The following is a 26,883-nucleotide window of genomic DNA, read 5'->3' on the forward strand; positions in this document are numbered from 1 at the left end:
CGAGAAACTCCCTACGGTGGCGTAACTTACGCTACCGTAGGTCCCCGGGACCATGAGCGCCAGTGGGGAGACTCAGCTGACCGTCGGTTTACGGTCCACCAGGGGTGGCACCCACTCCTCCGCACCGGCCGTGACCTGCTCACCCGAACGGATGTCCTTCACCTCGTCCGGGGCGCCGTCCGCCCCCGGGAACCACACGTACGGGATGCCGCGCCGCTCGGCGTAACGGATCTGCTTGCCGAACTTCGCCGCGCTCGGCGAAACCTCGGTGGCGATGCCGCGGGCCCGCAGCGCCGCCGCGATCCGGCCACTGGCCGGGCGGTGGTCCTCGTCGGCCAACGCCACCAGGACACAGGTGGGCACCGAACGGGACACCGACAGCTCCCCCGCGCCGAAGAGCAGCCCGAGCAGCCGGGTCACCCCGATCGAGATCCCCACCCCGGGGTACGAGACAGCGCCGGCGCTGGCCAGGTTGTCGTAGCGGCCGCCGGAGCAGATCGAGCCGAACCGCTCGTAGCCGCGCAGCTGGGTCTCGTAGACCGTGCCGGTGTAGTAATCCAGGCCACGGGCGATGCGCAGGTCCGCCACGCAGAGACCGGGCGAGTGCTCGGCGGCGGTCTGCACCACCCGGACCAACTCCTCGATGCCCTCGTCGAGCATCGGGTCGCTCACCCCGAGCGCGCGGACGGCGTCGGCGAACGACGTGTCCGGTGCGGAGATCTCGGCCAGCGACAGGCACGCCTTGGCCTGCGCCTCGCTCGCCCCGGCGGTCTCGGCCAGCAGGTCGGCCACCTTCGCCGGGCCGATCTTGTCGAGCTTGTCGATCGCCCGCAGCGCCGCCTCCGGGTCGGTGAGCCCGATGCCCCGGTAGAAGCCCTCCGAGATCTTGCGGTTGTTGACCTGGATGGTCACCGGCGGGATCGGCAGCGACCGCAGCGCGTCCCCGATGACCAGCGGCATCTCCGCCTCGTGGTGCGCGGCCAGGGTGTCCCGGTCGACGATGTCGATGTCGGCCTGGACGAACTCCCGGTAGCGGCCCTCCTGCGGCCGCTCCCCGCGCCACACCTTCTGGATCTGGTAGCGGCGGAACGGGAAGGTCAGCTTGCCGGCGTTCTCCAGCACGTAGCGGGCGAACGGCACGGTCAGGTCGAAGTGCAGGCCGAGCTGGTCATCCGCCCCGGCTCCCTCGGCGTCGGCGTGCAGCCGACGGATCACGTAGACCTCCTTCGAGGTCTCGCCCTTGCGCAGCAGCTGGTCCAGCGGCTCCACGGCGCGGGTCTCCAGCGGCGCGAAGCCGTACAGCTCGAACGTGGCCTTGATCTTGTCGAGCACGAACTGCTCGATCATCCGCTGGCCGGGGGTCCACTCCGGGAACCCGGAGATGGGCGTGGGCTTGCTCATCGGCGTACTCCTTGCGGTTCCGCGCCCGCGGCGCGGTGGTGTCGTGGGTCCGCGCGCGGCGCGGACGAAAGAACTAGAGGCCCCGGTTCGGTGCGGCCGGCGTCGTGCCGGCCACCTCGACGAGGTACGGGTTGCTGGCGCGCTCGCGGCCGATGGTGGTGCTCGGGCCGTGGCCGGGCAGCACGACGGTGTCGTCGGCCAGCGGAAGGATCTTGTCGCGCAGGCTGGTGAGCATGGCCGGCATGCTCCCGCCCGGCAGGTCGGTGCGGCCGATCGACCCGGCGAAGAGGACGTCGCCGGAGAGGCAGATCTCGTCCGCCTCCCAGCCCGAGCCCGCGCCGGGCAGCCGGAACAGCACCGACCCGCCGGTATGGCCCGGGGCGTGGTCGACGGCGATCTCCAGGCCGGCGAGGGTGAGGGTGGCGCCGTCGGTCAGCTCGGCCACGTCCTCCGGCTCGGTGTAGCTCAGCCGCCCGCCGAACAGTGACCTCAGGTCGGCGGAGAGGCCCTTGGCCGGGTCGGCAAGCATCTCCCGGTCGCCGGGATGCACGTAGGCGGTGACGCCCCGCGCACCGCAGACCGGCGCGACCGAGAACGTGTGGTCCAGGTGGCCGTGGGTGAGCAGCACGGCGGCCGGATGCAGGCGGTGCTCGGCGAGCAGCGCGTCGAGCTGGTCGAGCACCCCGATGCCGGGGTCGACCACCACGCACTGCTCCCCCGGCGCGGTGGCAACCACGTAGCAGTTGGTGCCGAAGGCGTCCGCGGGAAAGCCGGCCACGAGCACGGGCGCTGTCCTTTCGTCGAGCGGCTGGTCGTCCTGCCCAGCAGCCTAACGGGCGCGCCGAGCGAGTTTGCCGCGTCCGTCCCACGCGCCCCGCACGGCACAGTGACGTCGCCCGATAAGCGCTGCTCGGGACGGGGTGGACCTCGTACACCACTTTCCCAGTCACTAGCCGTACACTCTGGCGGGCGTGTGGCGCGGCACACGTGACGCCCGGACGGGCCGGGGTGCCCGGCCGCCGGCGACGACCAGGCAGAGGAAAGGGGAGCACCTGTGGCTTCCAGCAGGGACCGGCAGCGCAAACTGGCGCGGGCCAAGCTCGACCGGCAGTTGGCTCGCCGGGCTGCCGCCACGCGGCGTCGTCGGCAGATCCAGGCCGGTGTCGGCGCCGCCCTGATCCTCGTGTTGGTCGTGGCCGGCTCCGCCTGGGCGCTCGGGGCGTTCGACTCCGACTCGAAGCAGAAGACGGCGGCGGAGGACACCTGCCTCTGGACGCCGCAGGACGCGACGGCCAACACCAACCTCAAGGACGTCGGCACCCCGGCGACCAAGGACATCCCCACCGCGGGCACCCGGGCGATGACCGTGACCACCAACCAGGGTGCGCCGATCACCGCGGAGCTCAACCTGACCAACTCGCCGTGCGCGGCGGCGAGCATCGCGCACCTGGCGAGCCGGTCGTTCTACGACAACACCAAGTGCCACGAGATCACCGCCGACGGCGCACTGCGCTGCGGCGACCCGAGCGGCACCGGCCTCGGCGGGCCGACCTACTCGTTCTACGACGAGGAGCTGCCCACCGTGCCCTCGGCGTCCCCGTCGGCCAGTCCGGCCCCCGGCCAGCCGCCGACGTACCCGAAGGGCACCGTGGCGATGATCGCCAACCCGCCGGGCAGCAACGGCAGCCAGTTCCTGATCTTCTTCAAGGACTTCACCACCACTGACCCGAAGTTCCCGGTGATCGGCCGGGTGACCGGCGGGCTGGACGTGGTGGAAAAGATCGGCGCCCTCCCGACCGTGGACAATGGGACCGGGGCAAAGGTCAAGCCCAGCACCGACGTGACGATCCAAAGCCTCACTGTCGGTGAGCCGGTCACCGGGGCGGCACCGTCGGCCTCCGGCGCGCCGTCCAGCAGCCCGAGCGCCGGCTGACCGGCCGCCACCACCCACCCACACGGCACCCAGCAGCAGACAGCCAGGAGGATCCAGGCGTGACGTCCACCAGAGAGCGGCAGCGCGCGGCGGCACGCGCCCGGCTCGAGAAGGAGATGGCCGAGCGCGCGGCCAAGGCCCGCAAGCGCCGGCAGACCCAGGCGATCGTCAGCGCGGCAGCCGCGCTGGTGCTGGTGGTCGCCGGCACCGTGTGGCTGGCGGTGAGCCTCGGCGGCGACGACGACAAGAAGGACTCCGCCGCGCCGGCGGCCGGCGCGGCGGAGTGCGCGTTCAACACGCTGCCCACCGATCAGCGGCCCCCGCAGATCAAGGACGTCGGGGTGCCGAGCAACCAGCAGTCCGCCACCGGCGTGCAGACCATGACGATCGACACCAACCTGGGCCCGATCACGGCCAAGGTCGACAGGTCGCAGGTGCCGTGCACGGCGGGCAGCTTCAGCTACCTCGCGGAGAAGAACTTCTTCGACAACACCAAGTGCCACCGCCTGGTGAGCGAGGGCATCAAGGTGTTGCAGTGCGGCGACCCCAGCGCCACCGGCAACGGCTGGCGGGACACCGACGGCCAGGGCGGCCCGAGCTACCGCATGGCCGAGGAGAACCTGCCCACCGACAAGCGCCCGCCGTACCCGGAGGGTGTCATCGCGATGGCCAAGTCGCAGGACCCGGGCAGCACCGGCAGCCAGTTCTTCATCGTCTACGGCGACTCGCCGCTGGACCCGGCGTACACGGTGCTGGGCACCATCACCGGCGGCATGGACATCGTCAAGGACGTGGCGAAGGCCGGCGACGACGGGGCGTTCGCCCAGCAGGCCGGCGGCGGCCACCCGAAGAAGGAGGTCATCATCAAGGACCTCACGATGAGCCCACCGCAGGGCTGACACCCGCGCAGACGACCACGCGCCCGCCGGCTGAGCCGGCGGGCGCTGTCGTGCCCGGGGTACGCGTCAGGCGCCGGAGGTGACGCGGTACGCGTCGAAGACGCCGTCGACCTTGCGGACCGTGGCCAGCAGGTGGCCCAGGTGCTTCGGGTCGGCCATCTCGAAGCTGAACCGGCTCACCGCCACCCGGTCGCGGGTGGTGGTGACGGTGGCGGAGAGGATGTTGACCCGCTCGTCGGAGAGCACCCGGGTGACGTCGGCCAGCAGCTTGTGCCGGTCCAGTGCCTCGACCTGGATGGCGACCAGGAACGTCGAGGCGGAGGTGAGCTTCCAACTCACCTCGACCACCCGCTCGCTCTGGGCCCGCAGGTCCTCGGCGTTGGCGCAGTCGTCGCGGTGCACGCTGACCCCGCCGGAGCGGGTGACGAAGCCGAACACCGAGTCGGGTGGGACCGGGGTGCAGCAGCGGGCCAGCTTGATCCAGACGTCGCTGACGCCCCGGACCACCACGCCTGGGTCGTTGCTGCTCTGTCGGCTGCGCGGTGGCCGGGTGGCGACGGCGGTCTCGGCGATGTCCTCCGCCGCGCCCTCCTCGCCGCCGTACGCGGCCATCAGCTTCTGCACCACCGACTGGGCGGAGACCTGGCTGTCGCCGACCGCCGCGTAGAGCGACGCCACGTCGGCCAGGTGCAGGTCCCGTGCGATCGACATCAGCGCGTCGGAGGTGAGCATCCGCTGCAGGGGCATGCCCTGCTTGCGCATGGCCTTGACGATCGCGTCCTTGCCGGCCTCGATCGCCTCCTCGCGCCGCTCCTTGTTGAAGTACTGACGGATCTTCGTGCGCGCCCGGGGGCTCTTGACGAAGCCCAGCCAGTCCTGTGTCGGGCCGGCCGTCTCGGACTTCGAGGTGAAGATCTCGATCACGTCGCCGTTGGACAGCGTCGATTCGAGGGGCACCAGCTTGCCGTTGACCCGCGCCCCGATGCACTTGTGCCCCACCTCGGTGTGCACCGCGTACGCGAAGTCGACGGGTGTCGAGCCGGTCGGCAGGGGGATGACGTCACCCTTCGGGGTGAAGACGTACACCTCCTGGCTGGACAGGTCGAAGCGCAGCGCGTCCAGGAACTCGCTCGGGTCGGCCGCCTCCCGTTGCCAGTCGAGCAGCTGCCGCAGCCAGGTCATCTCGTCGATGTGCGCGGGCGGGCCGACGATCTGGGTGCCCTTGTGCTCCTTGTACTTCCAGTGCGCGGCGATGCCGAACTCCGCGGTGCGGTGCATCGCGTACGTGCGGATCTGCATCTCCACCGGCTTGCCGGTGGGCCCGATGACAGTCGTGTGCAACGACTGGTACATGTTGAACTTGGGCATCGCGATGTAGTCCTTGAACCGGCCCGGCACCGGCTGCCAGTTGGCGTGGATCACACCCAGCGCCGCGTAGCAGTCGCGCACCGTGTCGACCAGGATCCGCACGCCCACCAGGTCGTAGATGTCGTTGAAGTCACGACCCCGCACGATCATCTTCTGGTAGATCGAGTAGAGGTGCTTCGGCCGCCCGGTGGTCTCCGCCTTGATCTTGGCGGCCTTCAGGTCGGTGCCGACCTTCTGGGTGACCTGCCGCAGCAGCGACTCACGCTGCGGCTGGTGCTCCCCGATCAGCCGGTTGATCTCCTCGTAGCGCTTCGGGAACAACGTGCCGAAGGACAGGTCCTCCAGCTCCCACTTGATCGTGTTCATACCGAGCCGGTGGGCCAGCGGCGCCAGGATCTCCAGCGTCTCCTTGGCCTTCTGCTCCTGCTTGGGGCGGGGCAGGAAGGTCAGGGTACGCATGTTGTGCAGCCGGTCGGCCAGCTTGATCACCAGCACCCGCGGGTCCTTGGCCATCGCCACGACCATCTTGCGGATCGTCTCGGCCTTGGCCGCGTCACCCAGCTTGACCTTGTCGAGCTTCGTGACGCCGTCGACAAGCAGGGCCACCTCGCCGCCGAAGTCGGCGCGCATCGCGTCGAGGGTGTATTCGGTGTCCTCGATGGTGTCGTGCAGCAGCGCGGCGACGAGCGTGGTGGTGTCCATCCCCAGGTTGCCGAGGATGGTCGCCACCGCGAGCGGGTGGGTGATGTACGGGTCACCGGACTTGCGGTACTGCCCGGAGTGCCACCGCGCGGCCGTGTCGAAGGCGCGCTGGAGCAGCCGGGCGTCGGCCTTGGGGTGATTGTCCCGGTGGCTCGCGATGAGCGGCTCCAGCACCTCACTGACCTGGGAGGTCTGCCAGGGTGCGTTGAACCGGGCCAACCGGGCCCGCACCCGCCGGCCGGTGGGTGCGTTGGACAGCCCGAAGCCACCGCTCGGCGACGGGTCGACGCCGGCGTCACTCGGGAACGGCACCACCACCCCGTCGGCACCGGGGGACGCCTGGACGCTCGGCGGGGCGCTGATCGGCTGTGCGGGGCTCTCGCCCGCAGCGCTGTCAGAGCCGCTGCCGGCGCCCGTCACCCGGGCTGGCGCGTCGCCTGCCCGGTCGGTCACCGTGCCGTCAGCGTCGCCTGTCGGGTGCACCGTGCCCTCCGCCGGAGGGACGACATCGTGGGACACCGGCCTCCTCACCGCTCGCCGGAAAACACCTGCCGAACAATCGGCCGGCCTGGTCTCGCCCCGCCGGACGGCGTACCGCCGGCGTCAGCAAAGGGCAATGCTACCCGCACGGACGGTCCGCTGCCGCTCCGCCGGACGGTCGGCGCGGGCACCGCCCGACGGGCCTCGGACCAAACGGTCAGTGCGCCACCGACGGGTTCAAACGGTCAGCAGGGCATGGACGGGACGCGGGGCCAGCCGCTCCCGCCCGCCCAGGAAACCGAGCTCCAGCAGCACCGTGAAGCCGGCCACCGTCCCACCGGCCCGCTCCACCAGGTCCAGTGTCGCCTCGGCGGTGCCGCCGGTCGCCAGCACGTCGTCGACCACCAGCACCCGGTGCCCGGCGGTGAAGGCGTCCTCGTGCACCTCAAGGGTCGCCTCGCCGTATTCGAGGGCGTAGGAAACCGAGTGCGCCGGGCGGGGCAGCTTGCCGGCCTTGCGGACCGGCACCACGCCCACCCCGGTCGCGTACGCGACGGCCGCGGCGACGACGAACCCGCGCGCCTCGATGCCGACCACCACGTCGAAGGCGTCCCGACCGTGGTACGCGACGACCCCGTCGATCACCTCACGGAACGCCCTGCCGTCGGCGAACAGCGGCATCAGGTCCTTGAACAGGACACCGGGCTTGGGGAAGTCGGGCACGTCCAGCACCCGGCTGGCGACCAGTCGGGCGGCCTCCGGGCCGCTGTCCCCGTGCGCCACGGTGCTGTGGGTCTCCGTCACGGCTGTTGCGTTTCCTCTCGACGACGACGGCGTCCGGCTGGGGCGGTGTCGAGGGCCTCGGTCGAGCCGAGGCGCTTCGACACAGCCCCGGGCTGCTCGCACAGCATGCCGGACGCCGTTCGGTTTTCGTGCCGGGTCAGCGGCGCTTGGCGCCACCCGGGCGGTTGCCGCCACCGCCGGGGCGACCGCCCCGGGCACCGGTTGGCCGCTTACCCGCCGGACGAGCGCCCACCTTGGGTGCGGCACCGGCCAGCGCGGCGGCGTCCGGGTCGAGCTGCTCCTCGGTCGACTGGCCCTGGGTCGGGCTCACCGCACCCTTGCCGGTGACCTCGCCCCGGGCGAGCGCGCCCCGCCGGGCCAGGACGCGCTTGTTGTGCGCCTGGATGCGCGGGTCGTAGTTCTTCAGCAGGGCCAGCAGCGGCGTGGCCACCAGGATGGAGGTCAGGAACGCCACCGCCATACCGACGAACAGCACCAGGCCGAGGTCCTTCAGCGTGCCGGCGCCGAGCAGGCCGGCACCGATGAAGAGCAGACCACCGACCGGCAGCAGGGCCACCACCGAGGTGTTCAACGACCGCATCAGGCTCTGGTTGACGGCCAGGTTGGCCGCCTCGCCGTACGTCTGGTTGTTGTTGGCCGTGATGCCCCGGGTGTTTTCCTGGACCTTGTCGAAGACCACCACCACGTCGTAGAGCGCGAAGCCCAGGATGGTGAGGAAGCCGATGATCGTCGATGGGGTGACCTCGAAGCCGACGAGCGAGTAGATGCCGGCGGTGAGGACCAGGTTGGTGAACAGCGACGCGACCGCGGCGACCGCCATCCGCCACTCGAACCGCAGGATCAGGTAGACCATCACCAGCGCGATGAAGATGACCAGACCGAGCACGGCCCGCTCGGTGACCTGGCTGCCCCACGCCTCGCTGACCTGGTTGCCGCTGATCTGGTCGGCGTTGATACCGAGATCCTCGGCGATCTGCCCCTTGACCGCGTTGGTCTGCTCGGCGCTGAGCTGCGCGGTACGCAGCTCGTAGGAGTCGCCGCCGGGGCCGCCGACCTTCTGCGCGGTGACCACCTCGATGCCGGTGTTCTCTGCCTTGAGAGCCGAGTTGACCTCCCGCTCGGCGTCTTCCAGGCTGCCGACACTGGCCGGCACCTGGAACGAGTTGCCGCCGGCGAACTCGATGCCGAGGCTGAACCCACGCAGCCCGAAGCTGAGCAGCGCGATCAGGAGCAGGGCCCCGGCGACGCCGAACCAGAGCTTGCGGCGGCCGACGACGTTGAGACCGGCCTCGCCGTTGTAGAGGCGGCTCGCCAAACCGTTTTCAGCCATCTCAGGCCTCCTTGGCGCGCGGGTTGCGGGGCTGAGTCTGCTGGGTGCGGGCCGGCAGTGCCCGGCCCAGACCGCTGACCCGCGGGGACAGGAACGCCCGGGTCCGGGCGAACATCGTCATGATCGGGTGCCGGAAGAGGAAGACCACGACCAGGTCGAGCACGGTGGCCAGACCGAGGGCGAAGGCGAAGCCCTTGACCGTGCCGACCGAGACCACGTAGAGCACCACCGCGGACAGCAGGGTGATCGCGTTGGCCGAGATGATCGTGCGGCGAGCCCGCATCCAGGCGCGCGGCACCGCGCTGCGCGGGCTGCGCCCCTCCCGGATCTCGTCCTTCAACCGTTCGAAGTAGATGACGAACGAGTCCGCCGCCACACCGAGCGAGACGATCATGCCGGCGATGCCGGCGAGGGTGAGCGTGAAGCCGATCTGCCGGCCGAGCACCACGAGCGCGCCGAAGACCAGCAGCGCGGAGAGGATCAGGCTCAGGAAGATCACCGAACCGAGCAGCCGGTAGTAGAAGAACGCGTAGATGATGACCAGCAGCATGCCGATGCCGGCCGCGAGCAGACCGGCGCGCAGGTGGCTGGCACCCAGCGTGGCGGTGACGTTCTGCTGCTCCTGCTGCTCGAAGGTCACCGGCAGCGCACCGTAGCGCAGCTGGCTGGCGAGCGCGCTCGCGTCCTTCTGGTTGAAGTTGCCGGTGATCTGGGAGTTGCCGGTCAGCACGCCCTGGATCTCCGGGGAGGAGACGATCAGGTTGTCCAGCACGACGGCCACCCGACACTTGCCGTCCTGGCCGAGCGCTGTCGCGTCGCAGGCCTGGCCCTCGTTGTTGAACGACTCGCGGGTCAGGGCGGTCCACTTGCTCTGGCCTTCGCCGCTGAAGTCGAGGCTGACCACCCAGGCGTTGGTCTGGTCGAGCACCGCGTCGGCGTCGTCCACGTCGGTGCCCAGCACCTTGGCCTGGTCGAGCAGGTACTTCGAGGCGCCGCCCTCGCAGGAGACGACCTGCTGCTTCGGGTCGGAGATCGACGCGGGCGGGCGCTTGTCGAGCTGCTCGCAACCGATGGTCGGCACGTTGAACTGCATCTGCGCCGGCAGCACGGCGACCTCGCGCGGCGACAGCGTGCCGAACGGCTTGAGCTTGTCGGCCAGCGACGGATCAGCGGTCAGGTCGGCGGGGGCCTGCAACCCGTTCGCGGCCTGCCACGCGGCGGCGCCGACCTTCTGCTCGACGGCCTTGCGCTGCTCCTCGACGCTGGCCGGGACCGGCTCGGCACTCGCGCTGGGCGCGGCGGCACTCGCCGAGGCCGAGGCGGACGCGGACGCGGACGGAGTCGGCGTGGCACTGGGCGATGCCGGGGCCATCCCGCCCTGACCGCCGCTGGGCGACGAGGTCACCTTCGGCGCGCCGCTGCCCGACGGGGTCGGGGTGGCATCGGACGGGGTCGCGCTGCCGGACGGGGTCGGGGCGGCGCTGCCGGACGGCGTGGCCGCTGGCGGCGCGGTGGCCGTGCCGCTGCCGTCGGCGCCCTTGAGCACCTTGCGGAAGCGCAGCTCGGCTGCGCTGCCCACGTCGGTGAGGTCCCGATTTTCACCGGGCAGGGAGATGACGATGTTCCGGTTGCCCTCGGCGACCACCTCGGCTTCGGCCACGCCGAACGCGTTGACCCGGCTCTCGATGATCTGGCGGGCCTCCTCGAGGTTCTCCGCCGTCGGAGGTTTGCCGTCGACGCTGTTGGTCGCCTCCAACGTCACCCGGGTGCCGCCGATCAGGTCCAGACCGAGCCGAGGCTCGAGCCGGTCCTGGAAGCTGCCCTTGGCGCCGCCGGAGAAGAACACCAGAAGATAGAGGACGACGAAGATGAACCCGAGCACGGCGAGCTGCCGCCCGGGGCGCATCTGTCCCTGAGGTGGTGCCACGGCTGTCCTGTCTCCCTGTGCGGTCGCGCCGCTGTGCGCAGCGGCGGCGGGGTCGGGCCGGGGGTCCCGGCTGACGGGTCTGACCTGAGCCGACGAGATGCCGACACGTGGCCCGGACAACCCGGCGCGGAACGCCGATGGTCAGGAGAACGTGCCGACGCCCGGCGTCGACCCAACTATCCAGTTTTCACGTCTCGTCCGCTGCCCCGTCGGGCGCGGTGGGCCCGGAAGCCGGCCGACCGGCCGTACGCCGGACGCGCCACCCCCGGAGAAGACGTCATTCCTTGATGACGTCGGCGTCCCCGCTGATCGGCTCGCTCGGCAGCTCCGCGCGGGTGACCACCCGGGCGATGGCGGCCCGGGCGTAGCGGGTCTGCACGCCCGGAGCGACCTCGATCAGGACGGTGTCGTCCTCGATGCCGGTGACCGTGCCGTAGAGCCCGCCGATGGTGACGACCTCGTCGCCCGGGCCGAGCCCGGACTGCATCGTCTCCGCCTCACGGCGACGCTTCTGCTGGGGTCGGATCATCATGAAATACATGACGCCGAAGAGCAGGACGATCATCAGGACCGGCGTGATACCGCCGCCCGTGGCGCCCGCTGCTGTGTAATGCACGGTTACTGACCTTCCCACTGGCCGCCGGCCCGGCACCCGGGGTGCCGGAGCGGAGGCGGAATCTCACGTCCTGTACAGACCGCGGCGAAGTCTAAACCCTGCACCTGAGAACATCGAATGCGGCACAGATCACGTTCACATCACGGCTGTTCGGTATCCAAGGAGAACAGATCGGGCACAGGTGGACTATCCATGCCAAACGTACCATTCGGCGGAGTGCGCCCCAGATGCCGCCAGGCGGCCTCGGTGGCCACCCGCCCCCGCGGCGTACGGGCCAACAGGCCAGCGCGGACCAGGAACGGCTCACAGACCTCCTCGACCGTGTCCGGCTGCTCCCCCACCGCCACGGCAAGGGTGGACAGACCCACCGGGCCACCCCGGAACGAGTCGACCAACGCGGTCAGCACCGCCCGGTCCAGCCGGTCCAACCCGAGCGCGTCCACGTCGTACACGATCAACGCGGCACGGGCGGTGTCGACATCGACCACGCCGTCGGCCCGCACCTCGGCGTAGTCGCGGACCCGGCGCAACAGCCGGTTGGCGATCCGGGGCGTGCCCCGGGAACGACCGGCGATCTCCGTCGCGCCCTCCGGGGTGATCGGCACGCCGAGAATCCGCGCCGAACGGTGCAGCAGCGTCTCCAGATCCGCCGGCGCGTAGAAGTCGAGGTGCGCGACGAAACCGAACCGGTCCCGCATCGGCCCGGTCAACAGACCCGAGCGGGTCGTCGCGCCGACCAGGGTGAACGGCTCGACATCCAGCGGGATCGCCGTCGCCCCCGGCCCCTTGCCGACCACCACGTCGACCCGGAAGTCCTCCATCGCGCTGTAGAGCAACTCCTCGGCCGGACGCGCGATACGGTGGATCTCGTCGATGAAGAGCACATCCCCCTCGGTGAGACTGGTCAGGATCGCCGCCAGGTCACCGGAACGCTCGATCGCCGGGCCGCTGGTCACCCGGATACCCGCGCCCAACTCGGCGGCCACGATGTTGGCCAGACTCGTCTTGCCCAGACCGGGTGGGCCGGACAGCAGAATGTGATCCGGGGGCGACCCACGCCGCATCGCGCCCTGCAACAGCAGGTCAAGCTGGTCACGCACCCGATCCTGGGCGATGAACTCGGCCAGCCGCCGCGGCCGGACCGTGGCCTCCGCGTCCCGGTCCGCGTCACTGACGTACGCCGAGACGAGCCCGTCGGTCTCGCTCACCGTGCCCTCTTCACTCGCGACTGCGGGGCTCGCGACCCCGGCTCACTCCTCGCGCTCACCGTGCCCTCTTCACTCGCGACTGCGGGGCTCGCGACCCCGGCTCACTCCTCGCGCTCACCGTGCCGCCTCCCGTCGCCACCGGGCGCTCATCGGGTGCGACCCAGCAGGCGGATGGCCTGCTTCAACAGGACAGGCACCGGCGGCGTCTCGCCCTCGATCGTCTCCGCCACCGCGGCCACCGCCTGATCGGCCTGGCCAGCCGTCCACCCCAACCCGACCAACGCCTGCCGAACCTGCTCCGGCCAGCTACCACGGGTCACCCCGGCGACGCCGTCGACGCCGATCGGCACCGGGCCGATCCGGTCGCGCAACTCCAGCACCAGGCGCTCGGCGCCCTTCTTGCCGATCCCGGGCACCCGGGTCAACGCGGCCGTGTCGGCGTTGGCGATCGCCTTGCGCACCGCGTCCGGGCTGTGCACGGCCAACACCGCCTGGGCCAGTCGCGGGCCCACCCCGCTGGCGGTCTGGAGCAACTCGAACAGCGACTTCGCGTCGTCGTCGGCGAAGCCGTAGAGGGTCAGCGAATCCTCCCGCACGATCAGGCTGGTGGCCAGCCGGGCGACCTGGCCGACCCGCAGCTCCGCGAGGGTCCCCGGGGCGCAGTGCACGGCGAGGCCGACGCCGCCAACCTCGATCACGGCCTGGTCCGGACCCGTCGCGGTCACCGTGCCCCGCACGCTGGCGATCATCGTGCTCCTCCTCGTCGTACCCGGTCGGCCGCCGCGGCCAGCTTGGAGCGGGTCCCGCCGCGCCACACGTGGCAGATGGCCAGGGCGAGCGCGTCGGCCGCGTCGGCCGGCTTCGGTGGCTCGGCCAGCCGCAACAGCCGGGTGACCATCGCGGTCATCTGCGCCTTGTCGGCCTGACCGGACCCGGTCACGGCCGCCTTCACCTCGCTCGGCGTGTACGTCTGCACCGGCAGGCCGGCACGCGCCCCGGCCAGCACGGCGATGCCACTGGCCTGTGCGGTGCCCATCACCGTACGCACGTTGTGCTGGCTGAACACCCGCTCGACGGCGACGCTGTCCGGCTGGTGCTCGGCGACCAGCTCGGTCAGCGAACGGTCCAGGTGCAGCAGGCGCAGCGCCAGGTCGTCAGCCGGATCGGTGTAGACCACGTAGTAGGCGACGAGAGTGCAGGGCCGCCCCGGCACACCCTCGACCACACCCACCCCGCACCGGGTCAACCCGGGGTCCACACCGAGCACGCGCACGCCGCCCCCTCCCCAGCCGTCAGCAGTACGTGTGTTCGACACCCTAACCGGCGCCCTTCCCACCAGCCCCACGGGACACGCCCTCCCGCGCCCCGCGCCCCACCACCCCGCCCCGCGCCCCACCACCGCGCCACCCCACCACCGCGCCACCCCACCACCGCGCCACCCCACCACCGCGCCACCCCACCACCCCACCACCGCGCCACCCCACCACCGCGCCACCCCACCACCCCACCACCGCGCCACCGCGCCACCGCGCCGCCGCGCCGCCGCGCCAAGATCCACGCAACTTCCCGGATGTTGCTGCCTCCGGCGCGGAAGAGACAGCAACATCCCCGATAGTGCGCGGATCTCGATGACACACGGTTCCGGCGAGATCGGGAGCGAGGGCGGGGCACGTGCGGCCGACAAGGTCGCAGTCGGGCCAGGGTGCAGTGGCCTCGGGGCGCCCGGAAACCACTACATCCGGGACATTGCGCGATCTTGAGGCCACACAGCTTGGCATCGGAGTATGTGTTGCTGGCCCATGTGCCGGGGAGCACACAGCTCGTAACTTCTTGCGCCATGACGGCAGAACCCGTGGCGGTCCCCCACGTCGTACAGCTCGACCTCGCCGGTCGGACCGCCCTGGTCACCGGGGGCGGCGGCGGCATCGGGCGGGCGTGTGCCCTGCGGCTGGGCGCGGCCGGCGCCAAGGTGCTCGTGGTGGATCGCGACCTGGAGGCGGCCAAGGCGGTGGCCGCCGAGGCCGGTGGCCGGGCCGAGGGCGTGGACCTGTCCGACGCGGCGGCGGTGGACCGTCTCGACGTGGACGTGGACATCGTGGTGAACAACGCCGGGCTCCAACACGTCGCGCCGCTGCAGGACTTTCCCGTCGAGCGTTTCGAGTACATCCAGCGGGTGATGGTGGAGGCGCCGTTCCTGCTGATCCGCCGGGCCCTTCCACACATGTACGCCCGGGGCTGGGGTCGCGTCGTCAACATCTCCTCGGTGCACGGGCTGCGCGCCTCGCCGTACAAGGCGGCCTACGTCTCGGCCAAGCACGCCCTGGAGGGGCTGTCGAAGGTGGTCGCCCTGGAGGGCGCCGCGCACGGGGTGACCGCCAACTGCATCAATCCGGCGTACGTGCGTACGGCGTTGGTGGAGAACCAGATCGCCGACCAGGCGGCGAGTCACGGCATCGACGAGGCCGAGGTGATCGAGAAGATCATGCTGGCTCGGGCCGCGATCAAGCGGCTGATCGAGCCGGAGGAGGTCGCCGAACTGCTGGCGTACCTCTGCTCGCCGCCCGCGGCGTTCATCACCGGTACGTCGATCGCCCTCGACGGGGGCTGGACGGCCAACTAGTGGGGCTGAGCACAATGTCGACCATGTCATCGCCGGTGGAGTTCCTGGAACTGCTCGCCCGTGAGGCCGCGGCTGTCGAGTTCGAGGGACCGCTGGTGGCCGCGCGGGCCGCGGGACTGCCGCCGGAGCGGCTGACCGAGCTGGAGCAGGCCAGGTCGGTGGCGTTGCGGGTCCGGGCGCTGTTGGAGCGTCGGCGTCGCCGCGAGACCGAGCTGTCCGGCCTGTACGACACGGTGAGCGACCTGGCCGGGTTGCGCGACCTGGACGACGTGCTGCGGGCGATCGTGCACCGGGCCCGTCACCTGCTCGGCGCGGACGTGGCCTACATGACGCTCAACGACGACGAGCGCGGCGACACCTACATGCGGGTGACCGACGGGTCGGTCTCGGCCCGTTTCCAGCGGCTGCGGCTGCCGATGGGCGCCGGCCTCGGCGGTCTGGTGGCCCAGTCCGGCGCGCCGTACGTGACCGCGAACTACGGTGAGGACGCGCGGTTCCACCACACCGGTGAGATCGACGCCGGGGTCGGCGAGGAGGGCCTGGTGGCGATCCTCGGGGTGCCGCTGCGGCTTGGTGCGACCTCGATCGGTGTGCTCTACGCGGCCAACCGTTCGGCCCGCCCGTTCGTGCGGGAGGAGGTGGCGCTGCTGGTGTCGCTGGCCGCGCACGCCGCGGTGGCGATCGACACCGCCCGGCTGCTGACCGAGACGCGCTCGGCGTTGGCCGAGTTGTCGGCGGCGAACACCACCATCCGGGCGCACAGCAGCTCGGTGGAGCGGGCCGCGGCGGCACACGACCGGATGACGGCCCTGGTGCTGCGCGGCGGCGGCGTGGAGGACGTGGCGGCGGCGGTGACCGAGGTGCTGGGCGGGGCGCTGCTGGCGCTGGACGCCGAGGGTCGCCTGCTGGCCCGGGTCGGTGAGATCGACGAGCCGGACCGGGCGGACATCGTGGAGGCGGTGGCGGCGTCCCGCACCGAGGGGCGCAGCGTGCGCCGCGGCCCACTGTGGTTCGCGGCGGTGGTGGCGGGCGCGGAGAACCTGGGTGCCCTGGTGCTGCGCCCGGATGACGAGTTGGTCGACGCCGACCAGCGCATCCTGGAACGGGCGGCGCTGGTGACCGCGCTGCTGCTGCTGTTCCGCCGGACGGTCGCCGAGGCGGAGGGGCGGGTACGTGGCGAGTTGCTGGACGACCTGATCGCCCGACCGCTGCGCGACACCGACGCGCTGCGCAGCCGGGCCCGACGCCTCGGGGTGGACCTGGACGCGCCGCACGTGCTGGTGGCGGTGGGAGACGACGCGATCGCCGCGACCGGCTCGGCCCGACAGCGGGTGCTCTCCTGGGCCACCACGTACGCCTCGGCGCGGGGTGGCCTGGCGGCGGCGCGCGACGGTCGGGTGGTGCTGATGTTGCCGGGGCTGGACGCGGGCGGCAGTGCCCGTGCGGTGGCCCGGGACCTGTCCCGGGTGACCGGCCGTCCGGTGACCGCCGGGGCGAGTGGCCCGACGAACGGCCCGGCGGCGTTGGCCGGGACGTTCCAGGAGGCGGACCGGTGCCTGACGGCGTTGGGCGCGCTGGGCCGGGCCGGTCAGGGGGCGAGCACCGCCGAGTTGGGCTTCGTCGGGCTGCTGCTGGGCACGGTCGGTGACCGGGGTGAGAAGGACGTGGCCCAGTTTCTCGGGGCGACCGTCGGGCCGGTGGTCGACTACGACGCCCGGCGGGGCACGGCTCTGGTGAAGACGCTGGAGGCGTACTTCGGGGTGGGTGGCAGCCTGGCCCGCGCCGCCGAGCAGCTGCACGTGCACGTCAACACGGTGACCCAGCGGTTGGAGCGGGTCGGGCAGTTGCTTGGCGCGGACTGGCAACGGCCCGAGCGGGCGCTGGAGGTGCAGCTCGCGCTGCGCCTGCACCGGCTCCGCGCCCCGGCCGGCTGAGCGACGCCGGCCGGCGCGGACGCCCGCACGCCAAGACGCTCGGCGAACGCGGGCACCCGCGGCACCGAGCAACGCCCGCCGCCCCGGACGCCCGCGGCACCCGCCTCAGCGGACCCGGATGCCCTCCAGCACGGCGTCGACGACCTGCTCGGGCAGGGCCCGCTCGTCCAGCTCCGGATTCCACTGCAGCACCCGCTGGATCAGCATCGGCCCGGTGAGCAGAGCCATCGTCACCTCCACGTCGATGTCGGGCCGCAGCAGGCCCTCGTCGATGCCACGCCGCAGCACCTCGCGCATCAGCTGCCGCCGGGGCGAGATGATGTTCTGGTAGAGCTGGAACTGGTCCGGGCTGCGGTTCACCGCGGGCACCAGGCAGGGCATGATCTTCGCCGCCCGCGGGTCGATGTTCTTACCGATCGCACCGACGAGCAGCACCAGGTCGTCACGGACCGAGTGGCCGGCCGGCTGGGCCATGACGCCCTTGAGCCGACGCAGGGCATCCAGCAGCAGCGCGTCCTTGCCTGCCCAGCGCCGGTAGATGGTGGCCTTGCCGACCCCGGCGCGGGCGGCGATCGCCTCGATCGAGAGTGCCTCGATGGTGCTGCCCTCGGCGAGCAGGTCGAGGGTGGCCTCGACGATCGCCTCGTCGGCGCGGAGGCTCCGCGGTCGCCCGGGCGACCGCGGAGCATCGGCGGTGGACGTCATGTCCGACATCTTTTCCGGCCCTACGCCGTTCCGGCCAGCTCGGGTTCGGCGACCGGAGCCGCCGGGGCGGCGCTGGTCTCCTCCCGGCCCGGCATCCAGCGCAGCACCACGATGATCCCGACCGCGGCGATCACCGCGGAGAGCCCGGCCGCCCAGTGCATGGCGGTGACGAAGGCGTCGTTGGCCGCCGAGATCAGCGACGGTGCCGCCGGGCCGAGCTGGCCCGCCGCCGCGTACGCCCCGGAGATCGACTCGTTGGCCGCGTCGCGGGCCTGCGTGGGCAGGCCGGTCAGCGCGTCACCGATGTCGCTGCGGTAGACCGCGGAGAGCACGGAACCGAGGATCGCCACGCCGAGCGCGCCGGCCACCTGGCGGATGGTGTTGCTGACCGCGGAGCCCACACCGGCCTTCTCCCGGGGCAGCGCCGACATGATCGACTCGGTGGCGGGCGGCATGATGTTGGCCATCCCGGCGCCCTGGATGAGGAAGACGAGCAGCACGACCCAGATCGGGGTGGAGGCGCCGATGAACACGAAGGCGCCGAGTGACACCACGGTCAGCACCAGCCCGACGGTGGCGACGGCCCGACCCCCGTAGCGGCGGACCATCGCGGCGCTCCGCGGTGCGAAGACCAGCTGAGCGCCGGCGAAGGGCAGGAAGAGCAGACCGGTCTGCAGCGGGCTGTAGCCGCGTACCAGTTGCAGGTAGAACGAGCCGAAGAACATCGAGCCCATCGCGGCGAAGAACACCAGGCCGACGATGGCGACCGGTGCGGCGAAGCGGGGCACCCTGAACAGCCGGACGTCCAGCGACGGGTGGTCGCTGCGCCGCTCGTGCTGCACGAACCAGGCCAACACCGCGATGCCGACCAGGATCGAACCCCAGGCCACCGGGCGGTCGAAGCCGTGCTCGCCGCCGTCGATGATGCCGTAGGAGAGGGCGACCAGGCCGACCACGGAGAGCAGCACGCCGAGTACGTCGACGCGGCCCGGCCGCGGGTCACGCGACTCCGGGACCAGCAGCGCCACCAGGACCACGCCGGCGACGACCACCGGCACGTTGATCAGGAAGACCGAACCCCACCAGAAGTGCTCCAGCAGCGCGCCGCCGAGGATCGGGCCGATCGCCACGGCGAGACCGACCGCGCCGGCCCACACACCGATGGCCCGACCACGCTCACGCGGGTCGAAGACGTTGGAGATGATCGACAGCGTCACCGGCATGATGGCCGCGCCGCCGACCCCCATCAGGGCGCGGGCCGCGATGAGCTGGCCGGGGCTCTGGGCGTACGCGGAGAGCAGCGACGCCAGGCCGAACAGCACCAGACCGACCATCAGGAAACGCTTGCGGCCGGCGCGGTCGCCGAGCACCCCGAAAGTGAACAGCAGCCCGGCGAAGACGAGCGTGTAGGAGTTGATGGCCCACTCCAGCTCGCCCTGGCTGGCCCCGAGGCCGTGTGTCGGGTCGGCCAGGGTGCGCAGTGCGACGTTGAGGATCGTGTTGTCGAGGACGACCACGAGGAGGCTGATCACCAGCACCCCCAGGATCGCCCACCTCCTCGGGTGGCCCGTGTTGTTGTGCAGCTCCATGCCGTGTTTTCCCCCCACGCTTTCCCCGCGACGCAATACGATACGGGTCAGACTCGTAACGTGAGCCAGCCTACGACGCCCATTAACGATACGGGACCGATCCGTATCGCATGTGGTGCGCATCACGCCCCGGTGGGACGGCCAGGACGGCGGCGACCGCGTCCGACAGCGTGCCGAGGTGGGCCGCCCGCACGGTGAGTGGCTCGATCCAGCCCGGCCCCGCGCCGTACACCCGCAGGCGCGGAAAGTCCCGGGCCAGGCGCACCAGGCGGTACGCGCGGCCGGTGACCGGCGTCTGCGACCAGAGCACGACGGTGTGCGGGCGGGCCCGGTACACCGCGCCGGTCAGCGCGGACCAGGGCAGTGCGGGGCCGAGGTGCAGGCAGCCGCGGCCCTGCTCGCGCAGCGCGGCGGCGAGCGCGTGCAGACCCAGGCAGTGCGTCTCCCGCTCGACGCCGGCCAGCAGCACCCCGCCGGCGGGCAGCGGCCGGCCCGGCTCCCGGCGGTGCACGTCCAACCCGACCCGGACCCCCTCGCAGAGGGCGCGCTCGACGGTGACCTCGGTGGCGTCGCGCCCCCGCAGCCGGGCCAACAACGGACGGCAGACCTGCTCCCAGAGCGCCGGTACGCCCCAGGCGTCGGCCAACTCCAGCACCAGCGTGGCGACACCGTTGCCGTCCAGGTCCTCGGCCGCCAGCGACACCTGCTTGTGCGCGATCTCCACGGCCTCCACCGGCATCGGATCGGTCAGCACCAGACGTACCCCCGGGTAGACGTTCGCTACCCGGGGGTTCGCTGAAACGACGCGCGGCGGATGCGTTGTGGCGGGATTTCCTCGGCGACGGGCCGCCAGCCGGCGGGTCAGCGCGGCGACAGGGTGACCCGCTGCCTGGAGATCGCCGAGAAGAACGGCGCCAACCCGGGTCTCTGCATCAACCCCGGCATCGTCACCGGCAAGTAACCGCAAGCCGCCCGGCGTCGGTTGCTGGCCTCTTCTCAGAGCCCTCTGAGATACCTCTGCCAGTCTGGTCGGCGGGTCGCGCCGGTCCCTGGCGTCCCGTCGAACGGCGGTTGCGGGATCGTCGTTCCACGTCTCGCGACGTCGTCATTCGGCGCGCCCGCACCCATGTCGGTCGCAGAGCCTAGGAGTCGATGGTGATGTACTTCCGCACAGCCCGACAGATCGCCGCCGCCGCGATCGTGACAACGCTGCTCGCCCTCGTCGTCGGCGCGCCGGCCTCCGCGGGGCCCGCCGCGAAGACCACCGCCACCCCGTCGACCTGGACGCTCGTCGACCTGCCGCAGCAGATCTGCACCACCCCCGACGATCCGCGCACGCTCTACTACTTCGTCGTTCTCGACGGGACCTGGTCGACGCCGATCAGCGTCGACTACACCGGCATGCCCGACGGCACCGAGGTGTACAGCCCGCTGACCGCCCTCCCCGGTTCCGGGGACGGCCACATCGTCCAGGTCCTCGCCGCGTTCCGCCTGCACGACGCCCCACTCGGCCGGTACGTGCCGCAACTGCGGGCCACCGACGGCGTCGACACGCAGAGCGTCCCGGTCGTCCTGGACATCCGCTCGTCCTGCTGAGAGCGGCAGGGGCGGCCCAGCGGTGACGCGATGACGCAGAGGTCGAGCCGGGCCCCCCACAGGCCGGCCAGTTCTTGTGAGACAGGGCCTCAGGCGTAGCTGAACAACGGCGGGAAGACGAGGACCACGATCCAGGCCCAGGCCGCGTACACCGGCAGGTAGCCGGTCTGCCACCGTTCGAGCGTGGTGAACGGCGTACGCCGACGGATGAAGGTCAGCAGGAGCCACGCCGACCACGCGAGGTTGACCAGCAGGATCACGTTCTCGCCGAGCGCGGCCGCCCGGTTGGGCGTGCTGCCGTACTCGTCGGTGATGCGCCCGGTGATCTCCAGCAGCACCAGCACGTCGATGGCCAACGCACTGACCACGAGCGCGAGTTGGAGTTTGTCGAACGGGCCGGCCGGGGCCAGCGGATCACGGGCCGAGAGAGAGTAGAGCAACAGCCCCAGCACCACGACCAGCAACAGGTCGAACAGGATCAGCGCCTCGCGCTCGACGTCGATGCCGTGGCTGGTCCAGACCACGGCGACGAGGAAGGCGAGCAGGGCGGCCGTGAAGAGCGGCGTGAACAGCCGGGTGAGAACCGGCGCGATGTTCTCCACGACGCTCTGCTTGGCCTCGACCAGCCACCCGGCCACGACGGCCGCGGCCGCGGCGCCGCAGGGCAGGAGCCACTGCGCGACGAACGCCTCGGGGACGATTCCGATGGCCGCGAAGGTGTTGAACAGGAACGCGGAGAGCACGCCCCCGCCGAGGGCCATCAGCACGAAGTAGATGAACCACTCGCCGGTGAAGCGGATGAAGTCCATGCGTCGACGAGACGAGCGCCAGTCGTCGGCCACGTAGGCAAGACCGACCACGAGCCAGAGGGCGATGGGAAGGTGGACGCCGGTGACGACCACCGACTGCGAGTCGTCCGCGAGCGGGTAGACGTTGGCCGCCGCGACGCCGAGCGCGAGCAGCGCCACCAGCACCGCGATCACCGCCGGTCGGGCTCGCCGGCGCCAGGCCAGGAACGCCGCCAGCCAGGGCAGCGCGAACACTGTGGCGTTGCGCGCGTAGAACGAGCCGTCCTCGTCGAAGCTCAGCCCGAACAGCGCGGGCGCCTTGACGGACACCACCGCACCCGCCGCGCAGCCGAGCATGACCCACAGGGTCCGGCGGGAGCGCGTGCCGGCGACCGGGCTGTCGGAGTCGCCGGTCAGCACCAACTGCTTCCACAGTCGATCCGAGTGTTCCCGGGCGAACTCGCGGGAGAGGTCGTCGAGGCTGCCCATCCGTTTCACCGCGACCAGGAACGCCTCGTCCGGGCTCAGGCCAGCGGCGATGAGCTCGTCCACCGAGCCGCGAAGGTGGTCTTCCAGCTCGTCGGCGTCCACCGCCTGCAGCTCCCTGCGGCGCAGCACGTACTGACGCCACTGCGCGAACTGCGCTTCCAGTTCCTCCGGCCCATCGTGTGTCGTCATGCGAGGCCCTCCAGCGGGTGCGCCGTCAGCGGCGCGCGGTCGTGCCAGATCTCCCTGAGCGCGCCCACGACCGTGTCCCACTGCCGGCGTTGCTCGGCCAGCTCGGCCAGACCCCGGTCGGTGATGCGGTAGTACTTGCGCCTGCGCTCACCGGCGACCGCCTGCCAGCTCGACTCCAGATAGGCGAGGCGCTCGAGCCGGTGCAGCAACGGGTAGAGCAGCCCCTCGGTCCAGTCCAGCTCACCCCCGGACAGCTCGTTGATCCGCCGGAGGATGGCGTAGCCGTAGCTGTCACCCTCGGCCAGGATGCCGAGCACCATCGGTGTCGCCGAGGCGGCGACCAGATCCTTGGCGACCTTCACGAAGCCTCCCACCCCTAACCCTGAAGTACGATGCATCGTACTGCTAGGTATTGGCGCGTCCGGTAACGGGTGGTCACCGAATCGCCGGCACGGGCAGCTGGGGTGCCACGAACGGGCACGGTCCGGGTTAGCCTTGGCGCATATGGCTACCTTTCGCAGCGCCTCAGTGCTCCTCTCCGCCGACGGCACCCGCACTCCCGGGACCGCCGCGCTCTTCGCCGAGCCGGCCCGTAAGGGCGGGACCTCGCCGTGGGCAGGCGACTTCCGACCCGCCAACAGCGCCGGCAACGGCCCCAAGAACGCGATCGGAAAGACCTTCACCCTGGAGCTGCCCGACGGCAGCACCGGCCGAGTCGTGGTGCAGGGCCTCAAGAGCGGCAAGGGCGGCGTCGTGCTGGCGCTGATGGGCGAGGACGCCCCGCCCTTCTGACCAGCCGCACGACGCCCAGGGTCGGCCCCGTCCGGGGTCGACCCGGGGCGCCTGACCGACCACGCCTGTCGTCCCGATAAACCGCTGGGCTGCCGATGGTCGGGGCGCGACAATTGCCGATGTGTCGGAGGTCGAAGTCGTCGTCGCCCACCGGGAACGCGCGACCCTGCGCGTCGGCGACGTGTTCCTGAAGATCGACGCCGACCCGGGGCGTACCGACATCGAGGTCGAGGCGATGACGCTGGCGCCGGTCCCGACCCCCGAGGTCCTCTGGCACAGGCCGCCCGTGCTCGCGCTCGCCGCCCTGCCCGGCACGGCGCTCGGTCGCCTCGGCGAACCCTCGACCGCGTCGCCAGCGGCCTGGGCCGCGGCGGGCGCGGCCGTCCGGACGCTGCACGACGCGCCGCTGCCGCCCTGGCCCGGTCAAAGCCTCGACGAGGTCGCCGCCCGGGTCGACGCCGAGTGCGAGTGGCTCGTCAGCAACGGCGTGCTCCCCACCGACCTGGTCACCCGCAACCGCCAGATCGCCGAGGCGGCGCTCCGGCCGTGGACACCTGTCTTCACGCACGGCGACCTGCAGATCACCCACATCTTCGTCGACGGTGACGAGGTCACCGGGGTGCTCGACTGGTCCGAGGCGGGCCGGGGCGACGCCCACTTCGACCTCGCCACCCTGACGCTCGGACACGAGGAACGCCTCGGCGACCTCCTCGCCGGTTACCGCGCCGACGTCGACCTCGACGTGATCCGCGGGTGGTGGTCGCTGCGCAGCCTGGTTGTGGTCCGCTGGCTCGTCACGCACGGCTTCGACCCGTTCGCGCCGGGCTGCGAGGTCGACGTGCTGAAATCCCGGCTGTGACGGACGTCAGGGCGCGCCAGCGCGGCCGACCCCCTCGGCTCAGTCCAGAGTGACCACCCAGCGGGCCCCCTCACCCCGGGCCAGCCGGTCGAACGCCGTGGGCGCCTCGTCCAACGGAACCGTGCCGCTGACCAGCACGCCCAGGTCCAGCACACCGTCGGCCAGTTCGGCGGCCAGCACGGGCACCTCCCGGTCCGGGTCGGACGAGCCGTACACCGAGGACCGCAGGGTGCGGGCGGAGTGGAAGATGTCCAGCGCGCCGAGGCTGACCATGTCGTCCTTGGCGCCCATGCCGACCACTGTCACCGTTCCCCCACGCCGGGTCAGTCGCCAGGCCGCCCGGATGGTGGTGGCCCGTCCGACGCACTCGAAGGCGTGGTCGACACCCCGACTCTCGGTACGTGCCCGTGCCTCCTTGGAGAGCCGGTCGTCGGAGAGCAGGAAGTCGGTCGCCCCGGCGGCGAGCGCCAGCTCCCGCTTGGCCTCGGCGACGTCAACGGCCAGGATCGTCGTGGCACCGGCCCGGCGGGCTGCGCTGAGCACGGCGAGCCCGACCCCGCCGAGCCCGATCACCGCAACCGACTGGCCGGGTGCGACCCGGGCCGTGTGGTGGACCGCGCCGACACCGGTGAGCACCGCGCAGCCGAGCAACGCGGCCCGCTCCGAGGGCAGGCCGGCGGGGATCGGGATGACGGCGGTCTCGGGCACCACCACCGCCTCGGCGAGCGCACCGAGGCCGAGGGTCAGGTGCAGCGGAGTGCCGTCGTCGGTTTCGCCGCGTGGCATCGTCGGGGCGGTGGTGTCGGCGCAGAGCCACGGCTCGCCGTTGCGGCACCACCAGCAGGCCCGGCAGGCCGGCGCCCAGTTCAACACCACCTCGGTGCCGACCCGCAGCCGGCTGCCCGGCCCGGCCTCGGCCACCACGCCGGTCGCCTCGTGCCCGAGCACCAGCGGGAACCGCGCGGCGATCGTGCCGTTCACCATGGACAGGTCGGAGTGGCAGACGCCGGCGGCACGGATCGTCACCCGCACCTCGCCGGGGCCGGGCGCGGGCAGGCGTACCCGCTCGATTCGCAACTCGGCACCGACCCCGCGCGCGACAAGCGCGCGGACGGTGACCGGCGGCGCGGCCGGGGCCGGCTCGCGGCCGCCCGCCGGGGCCGGCTCGGTGCCGCTCATCGCTGGATCGCCTTCAGCTCGCAGAACTCGGCGAGCCCGTGCACGCCCAACTCCCGGCCCAGGCCGGACTGCTTGTAGCCGCCGAACGGGGCGAGCGGATTGAACGGGGCGCCGTTGATGTCGACCGCGCCGGTGCGCATCCGCCGGGCCACCGCGAGCGCCGCGTCGGTGTCGGCGGACCAGACCGCGCCGGCCAGCCCGTACCGCGAGTTGTTGGCGATCGCGACCGCCTCGTCGGTGTCGCCGAACGGGAGAACGGCGAGCACCGGGCCGAAGACCTCCTCCTGGGCGAGCGCACTGTCCGGATGCACGTCGGCGAAGACGGTCGGGGCGACGAAGTGCCCCCGGGCCGGCACCGGGGCGTCCGGGCCGCCGGCGACCAGCCGGGCGCCGTCGGCCAGTGCCCGGTCGACGTGGCCACGCACCCGGTCGGCCTGAGCCGCGGAGACCAGCGGCCCGAGCCGGGTGGCCGGGTCGAACGGATCGCCGAGCCGGTAGCCGGCCACCGCGGTGGCGACCAGGTCGAGTGCCTCGTCGTACCGGTCGCGGTGCACCAGCATCCGGGTCCACGCCGTGCAGGTCTGCCCGGAGTTGAGCAGGGCGTTGCCGACACCCACCTTGACCGCGGTGCCCAGGTCGGCGTCGGGGAGGATCACGTTTGCGGACTTGCCACCCAACTCCAGGGCGACCCGGGCGATCCGGTCGGCGGCGAGTCGCATGATCCGTGCGCCGGTGGCGGTGGAGCCGGTGAACGAGACCAGGTCGACGTCGGGGTGCCCGACCAGGGCCTCGCCCGCCACCGGCCCGGTGCCGGGGACCAGGTTGAGCACCCCGGGCGGCAACCCGGCCTCGGCGACCGCGTCGAAGAGCAGGTACGCGGTCAGCGGCGTCAGCTCGCTGGGTTTGAGCACCACCGTGCAGCCGGCGGCCAGGGCGGGTGCCAGCTTCGCCAGCACCTGGTGCAGCGGATAGTTCCACGGGGTGATCGCGCCGACCACCCCGATCGGCTCGCGGACGACGAGGGAGTTGCCGATGCTCTCCTGGGCCGGTGGGCGGGCGGCGAGCGCGACGTGGTCGCGCAGGACTGTCAACGGCAGCCCGACCTGTACGCGGGTGGCGAGTTTGAGCGGCGAGCCCAGCTCCACGGCGATGGTGCGGACGAGGTCGTCGGCGCGTGCGGAGAGTGCGGCGTGCAACCGGTCGAGGTGGGCGGCGCGCTCGCCGGGGGCGGTGGCCGCCCAGCCGGGGAAGGCGGCCCGCGCCGCGGCGACGGCGCGGTCCACGTCGGCCGCCGTGCCGGCGGGCACCTGCCCGATCGACGCGCCGGTGCTCGGATTCTCCACGTCGATCACGTCGGTGCCGGCGGGAGAGGTCCACTCGCCGCCGACGTGCAGGTGGTGCCGGAGGCGCAGGGTGTCGGGCAACTGCGACGGCGGGGCGGCGAGGTCCATGGCGTCCCTTCGGGGGTGGGCGAC

At 71.8% G+C, this 26,883-nt stretch carries 26 protein-coding genes; 8 read left to right on the plus strand and 18 right to left on the minus strand.

Annotated elements, in window-relative coordinates:
- Positions 1-72 precede the first annotated feature (72 nt).
- Entirely contained in the window at positions 73-1,401 is a 1,329-nt protein-coding gene (gene hisS, locus ACGFIW_RS30715) for a histidine--tRNA ligase (RefSeq protein ID WP_393323146.1), read from the minus strand.
- 73 nt (positions 1,402-1,474) lie between these two features.
- Positions 1,475-2,185 (minus strand): MBL fold metallo-hydrolase, encoded by a 711-nt coding sequence (locus tag ACGFIW_RS30720; protein WP_393323149.1) that lies wholly within the window; start codon positions 2,183-2,185, stop codon positions 1,475-1,477.
- Positions 2,186-2,455: 270 nt separating this feature from the next.
- Between ACGFIW_RS30720 and ACGFIW_RS30725 the strand changes: the two genes are divergently transcribed.
- Positions 2,456-3,334, plus strand: coding sequence for a peptidylprolyl isomerase (locus tag ACGFIW_RS30725; RefSeq protein ID WP_393323152.1), 879 nt, complete (start codon positions 2,456-2,458; stop codon positions 3,332-3,334).
- 59 nt (positions 3,335-3,393) lie between these two features.
- Complete coding sequence (locus tag ACGFIW_RS30730) at positions 3,394-4,233, plus strand: peptidylprolyl isomerase (protein ID WP_393323155.1); 840 nt, start codon at positions 3,394-3,396, stop codon at positions 4,231-4,233.
- A gap of 66 nt (positions 4,234-4,299) precedes the next feature.
- On the opposite strand, the gene ACGFIW_RS30735 is transcribed toward ACGFIW_RS30730, so the two are convergent.
- The 9 genes from ACGFIW_RS30735 to ACGFIW_RS30775 all read right to left on the minus strand — a co-directional run bounded on the left by ACGFIW_RS30735 (position 4,300) and on the right by ACGFIW_RS30775 (position 14,230).
- Entirely contained in the window at positions 4,300-6,822 is a 2,523-nt protein-coding gene (locus ACGFIW_RS30735) for a RelA/SpoT family protein (protein ID WP_393323157.1), read from the minus strand.
- A gap of 198 nt (positions 6,823-7,020) precedes the next feature.
- Entirely contained in the window at positions 7,021-7,587 is a 567-nt protein-coding gene (locus tag ACGFIW_RS30740) for an adenine phosphoribosyltransferase (protein ID WP_393323160.1), read from the minus strand.
- A 136-nt stretch (positions 7,588-7,723) separates the two neighbouring features.
- Positions 7,724-8,917 carry a protein translocase subunit SecF gene (gene secF / locus ACGFIW_RS30745; protein WP_393323162.1) on the minus strand — a complete coding sequence of 398 codons (1,194 nt, stop codon included), beginning with the start codon at positions 8,915-8,917 and terminating at the stop codon, positions 7,724-7,726.
- A gap of 1 nt (position 8,918) precedes the next feature.
- On the minus strand, positions 8,919-10,844 hold the full coding sequence (secD, locus tag ACGFIW_RS30750; protein WP_393323165.1) for a protein translocase subunit SecD: 1,926 nt from the start codon (positions 10,842-10,844) through the stop codon (positions 8,919-8,921).
- Between the two features lie 277 nt (positions 10,845-11,121).
- Positions 11,122-11,460 carry a preprotein translocase subunit YajC gene (gene yajC, locus ACGFIW_RS30755; RefSeq protein WP_393323168.1) on the minus strand — a complete coding sequence of 113 codons (339 nt, stop codon included), beginning with the start codon at positions 11,458-11,460 and terminating at the stop codon, positions 11,122-11,124.
- A 140-nt stretch (positions 11,461-11,600) separates the two neighbouring features.
- On the minus strand, positions 11,601-12,668 hold the full coding sequence (gene ruvB / locus ACGFIW_RS30760; protein WP_393323171.1) for a Holliday junction branch migration DNA helicase RuvB: 1,068 nt from the start codon (positions 12,666-12,668) through the stop codon (positions 11,601-11,603).
- A 146-nt stretch (positions 12,669-12,814) separates the two neighbouring features.
- Positions 12,815-13,417: a Holliday junction branch migration protein RuvA gene (gene ruvA, locus ACGFIW_RS30765; protein WP_393323174.1), complete on the minus strand. Its 603-nt coding sequence runs from the start codon at positions 13,415-13,417 to the stop codon at positions 12,815-12,817.
- The gene (gene ruvC, locus ACGFIW_RS30770; protein WP_393323177.1) at positions 13,414-13,941 is read right to left on the minus strand and encodes a crossover junction endodeoxyribonuclease RuvC; all 528 of its coding nucleotides are present in this window, start codon (positions 13,939-13,941) and stop codon (positions 13,414-13,416) included. Before ruvC ends, ruvA begins: the two co-directional genes overlap by 4 nt.
- Positions 13,942-13,984: 43 nt before the next feature.
- Complete coding sequence (locus ACGFIW_RS30775; protein ID WP_393323179.1) at positions 13,985-14,230, minus strand: hypothetical protein; 246 nt, start codon at positions 14,228-14,230, stop codon at positions 13,985-13,987.
- Between the two features lie 275 nt (positions 14,231-14,505).
- On the opposite strand from ACGFIW_RS30775, the gene ACGFIW_RS30780 reads away from it, so the two are divergent.
- A complete protein-coding gene (locus ACGFIW_RS30780) occupies positions 14,506-15,288 on the plus strand; it encodes a 3-hydroxybutyrate dehydrogenase (RefSeq protein WP_393323182.1) in 783 nt (260 codons plus the stop codon).
- Between the two features lie 14 nt (positions 15,289-15,302).
- Positions 15,303-17,222, plus strand: coding sequence for a helix-turn-helix domain-containing protein (locus tag ACGFIW_RS30785; protein WP_393323185.1), 1,920 nt, complete (start codon positions 15,303-15,305; stop codon positions 17,220-17,222).
- 105 nt (positions 17,223-17,327) lie between these two features.
- On the opposite strand, the gene ACGFIW_RS30790 is transcribed toward ACGFIW_RS30785, so the two are convergent.
- The 3 genes from ACGFIW_RS30790 to ACGFIW_RS30800 form a co-directional block, all read right to left on the minus strand.
- Positions 17,328-17,936, minus strand: coding sequence for a TetR/AcrR family transcriptional regulator (locus tag ACGFIW_RS30790; RefSeq protein ID WP_393323188.1), 609 nt, complete (start codon positions 17,934-17,936; stop codon positions 17,328-17,330).
- 11 nt (positions 17,937-17,947) lie between these two features.
- Positions 17,948-19,516: an MFS transporter gene (locus ACGFIW_RS30795; RefSeq protein ID WP_393323191.1), complete on the minus strand. Its 1,569-nt coding sequence runs from the start codon at positions 19,514-19,516 to the stop codon at positions 17,948-17,950.
- A gap of 82 nt (positions 19,517-19,598) precedes the next feature.
- On the minus strand, positions 19,599-20,270 hold the full coding sequence (locus ACGFIW_RS30800) for a transcriptional regulator (protein ID WP_393323193.1): 672 nt from the start codon (positions 20,268-20,270) through the stop codon (positions 19,599-19,601).
- Positions 20,271-20,330: 60 nt separating this feature from the next.
- Here ACGFIW_RS30800 and ACGFIW_RS30805 point away from each other — a divergent pair, with 60 nt between their 5' ends.
- Together ACGFIW_RS30805 and ACGFIW_RS30810 are read left to right on the plus strand one after the other, a co-directional pair.
- Positions 20,331-20,477, plus strand: coding sequence for a hypothetical protein (locus tag ACGFIW_RS30805; RefSeq protein ID WP_393323195.1), 147 nt, complete (start codon positions 20,331-20,333; stop codon positions 20,475-20,477).
- A gap of 197 nt (positions 20,478-20,674) precedes the next feature.
- On the plus strand, positions 20,675-21,112 hold the full coding sequence (locus tag ACGFIW_RS30810) for a DUF5980 family protein (RefSeq protein ID WP_393323198.1): 438 nt from the start codon (positions 20,675-20,677) through the stop codon (positions 21,110-21,112).
- Between the two features lie 89 nt (positions 21,113-21,201).
- Here ACGFIW_RS30810 and ACGFIW_RS30815 read toward each other — a convergent pair whose 3' ends face one another.
- Entirely contained in the window at positions 21,202-22,578 is a 1,377-nt protein-coding gene (locus ACGFIW_RS30815; protein ID WP_393323201.1) for a permease prefix domain 1-containing protein, read from the minus strand.
- Positions 22,575-22,940 (minus strand): PadR family transcriptional regulator, encoded by a 366-nt coding sequence (locus tag ACGFIW_RS30820; protein WP_393323204.1) that lies wholly within the window; start codon positions 22,938-22,940, stop codon positions 22,575-22,577. Before ACGFIW_RS30820 ends, ACGFIW_RS30815 begins: the two co-directional genes overlap by 4 nt.
- Positions 22,941-23,082: 142 nt before the next feature.
- Between ACGFIW_RS30820 and ACGFIW_RS30825 the strand changes: the two genes are divergently transcribed.
- Both ACGFIW_RS30825 and ACGFIW_RS30830 read left to right on the plus strand, forming a co-directional pair.
- On the plus strand, positions 23,083-23,370 hold the full coding sequence (locus ACGFIW_RS30825) for a hypothetical protein (RefSeq protein WP_393323206.1): 288 nt from the start codon (positions 23,083-23,085) through the stop codon (positions 23,368-23,370).
- A gap of 121 nt (positions 23,371-23,491) precedes the next feature.
- Positions 23,492-24,229, plus strand: coding sequence for a phosphotransferase family protein (locus tag ACGFIW_RS30830; RefSeq protein WP_393323209.1), 738 nt, complete (start codon positions 23,492-23,494; stop codon positions 24,227-24,229).
- Positions 24,230-24,268: 39 nt separating this feature from the next.
- On the opposite strand, the gene ACGFIW_RS30835 is transcribed toward ACGFIW_RS30830, so the two are convergent.
- Both ACGFIW_RS30835 and ACGFIW_RS30840 read right to left on the minus strand, forming a co-directional pair.
- Positions 24,269-25,408 (minus strand): alcohol dehydrogenase catalytic domain-containing protein, encoded by a 1,140-nt coding sequence (locus ACGFIW_RS30835; protein ID WP_393323212.1) that lies wholly within the window; start codon positions 25,406-25,408, stop codon positions 24,269-24,271.
- A complete protein-coding gene (locus ACGFIW_RS30840) occupies positions 25,405-26,859 on the minus strand; it encodes an aldehyde dehydrogenase family protein (protein WP_393323215.1) in 1,455 nt (484 codons plus the stop codon). Before ACGFIW_RS30840 ends, ACGFIW_RS30835 begins: the two co-directional genes overlap by 4 nt.
- Between the last annotated feature and the right edge of the window lie 24 nt (positions 26,860-26,883).

It is taken from the genome of Micromonospora sp. NPDC048935 (assembly GCF_043197875.1).
GTDB lineage: Bacteria > Actinomycetota > Actinomycetes > Mycobacteriales > Micromonosporaceae > Micromonospora.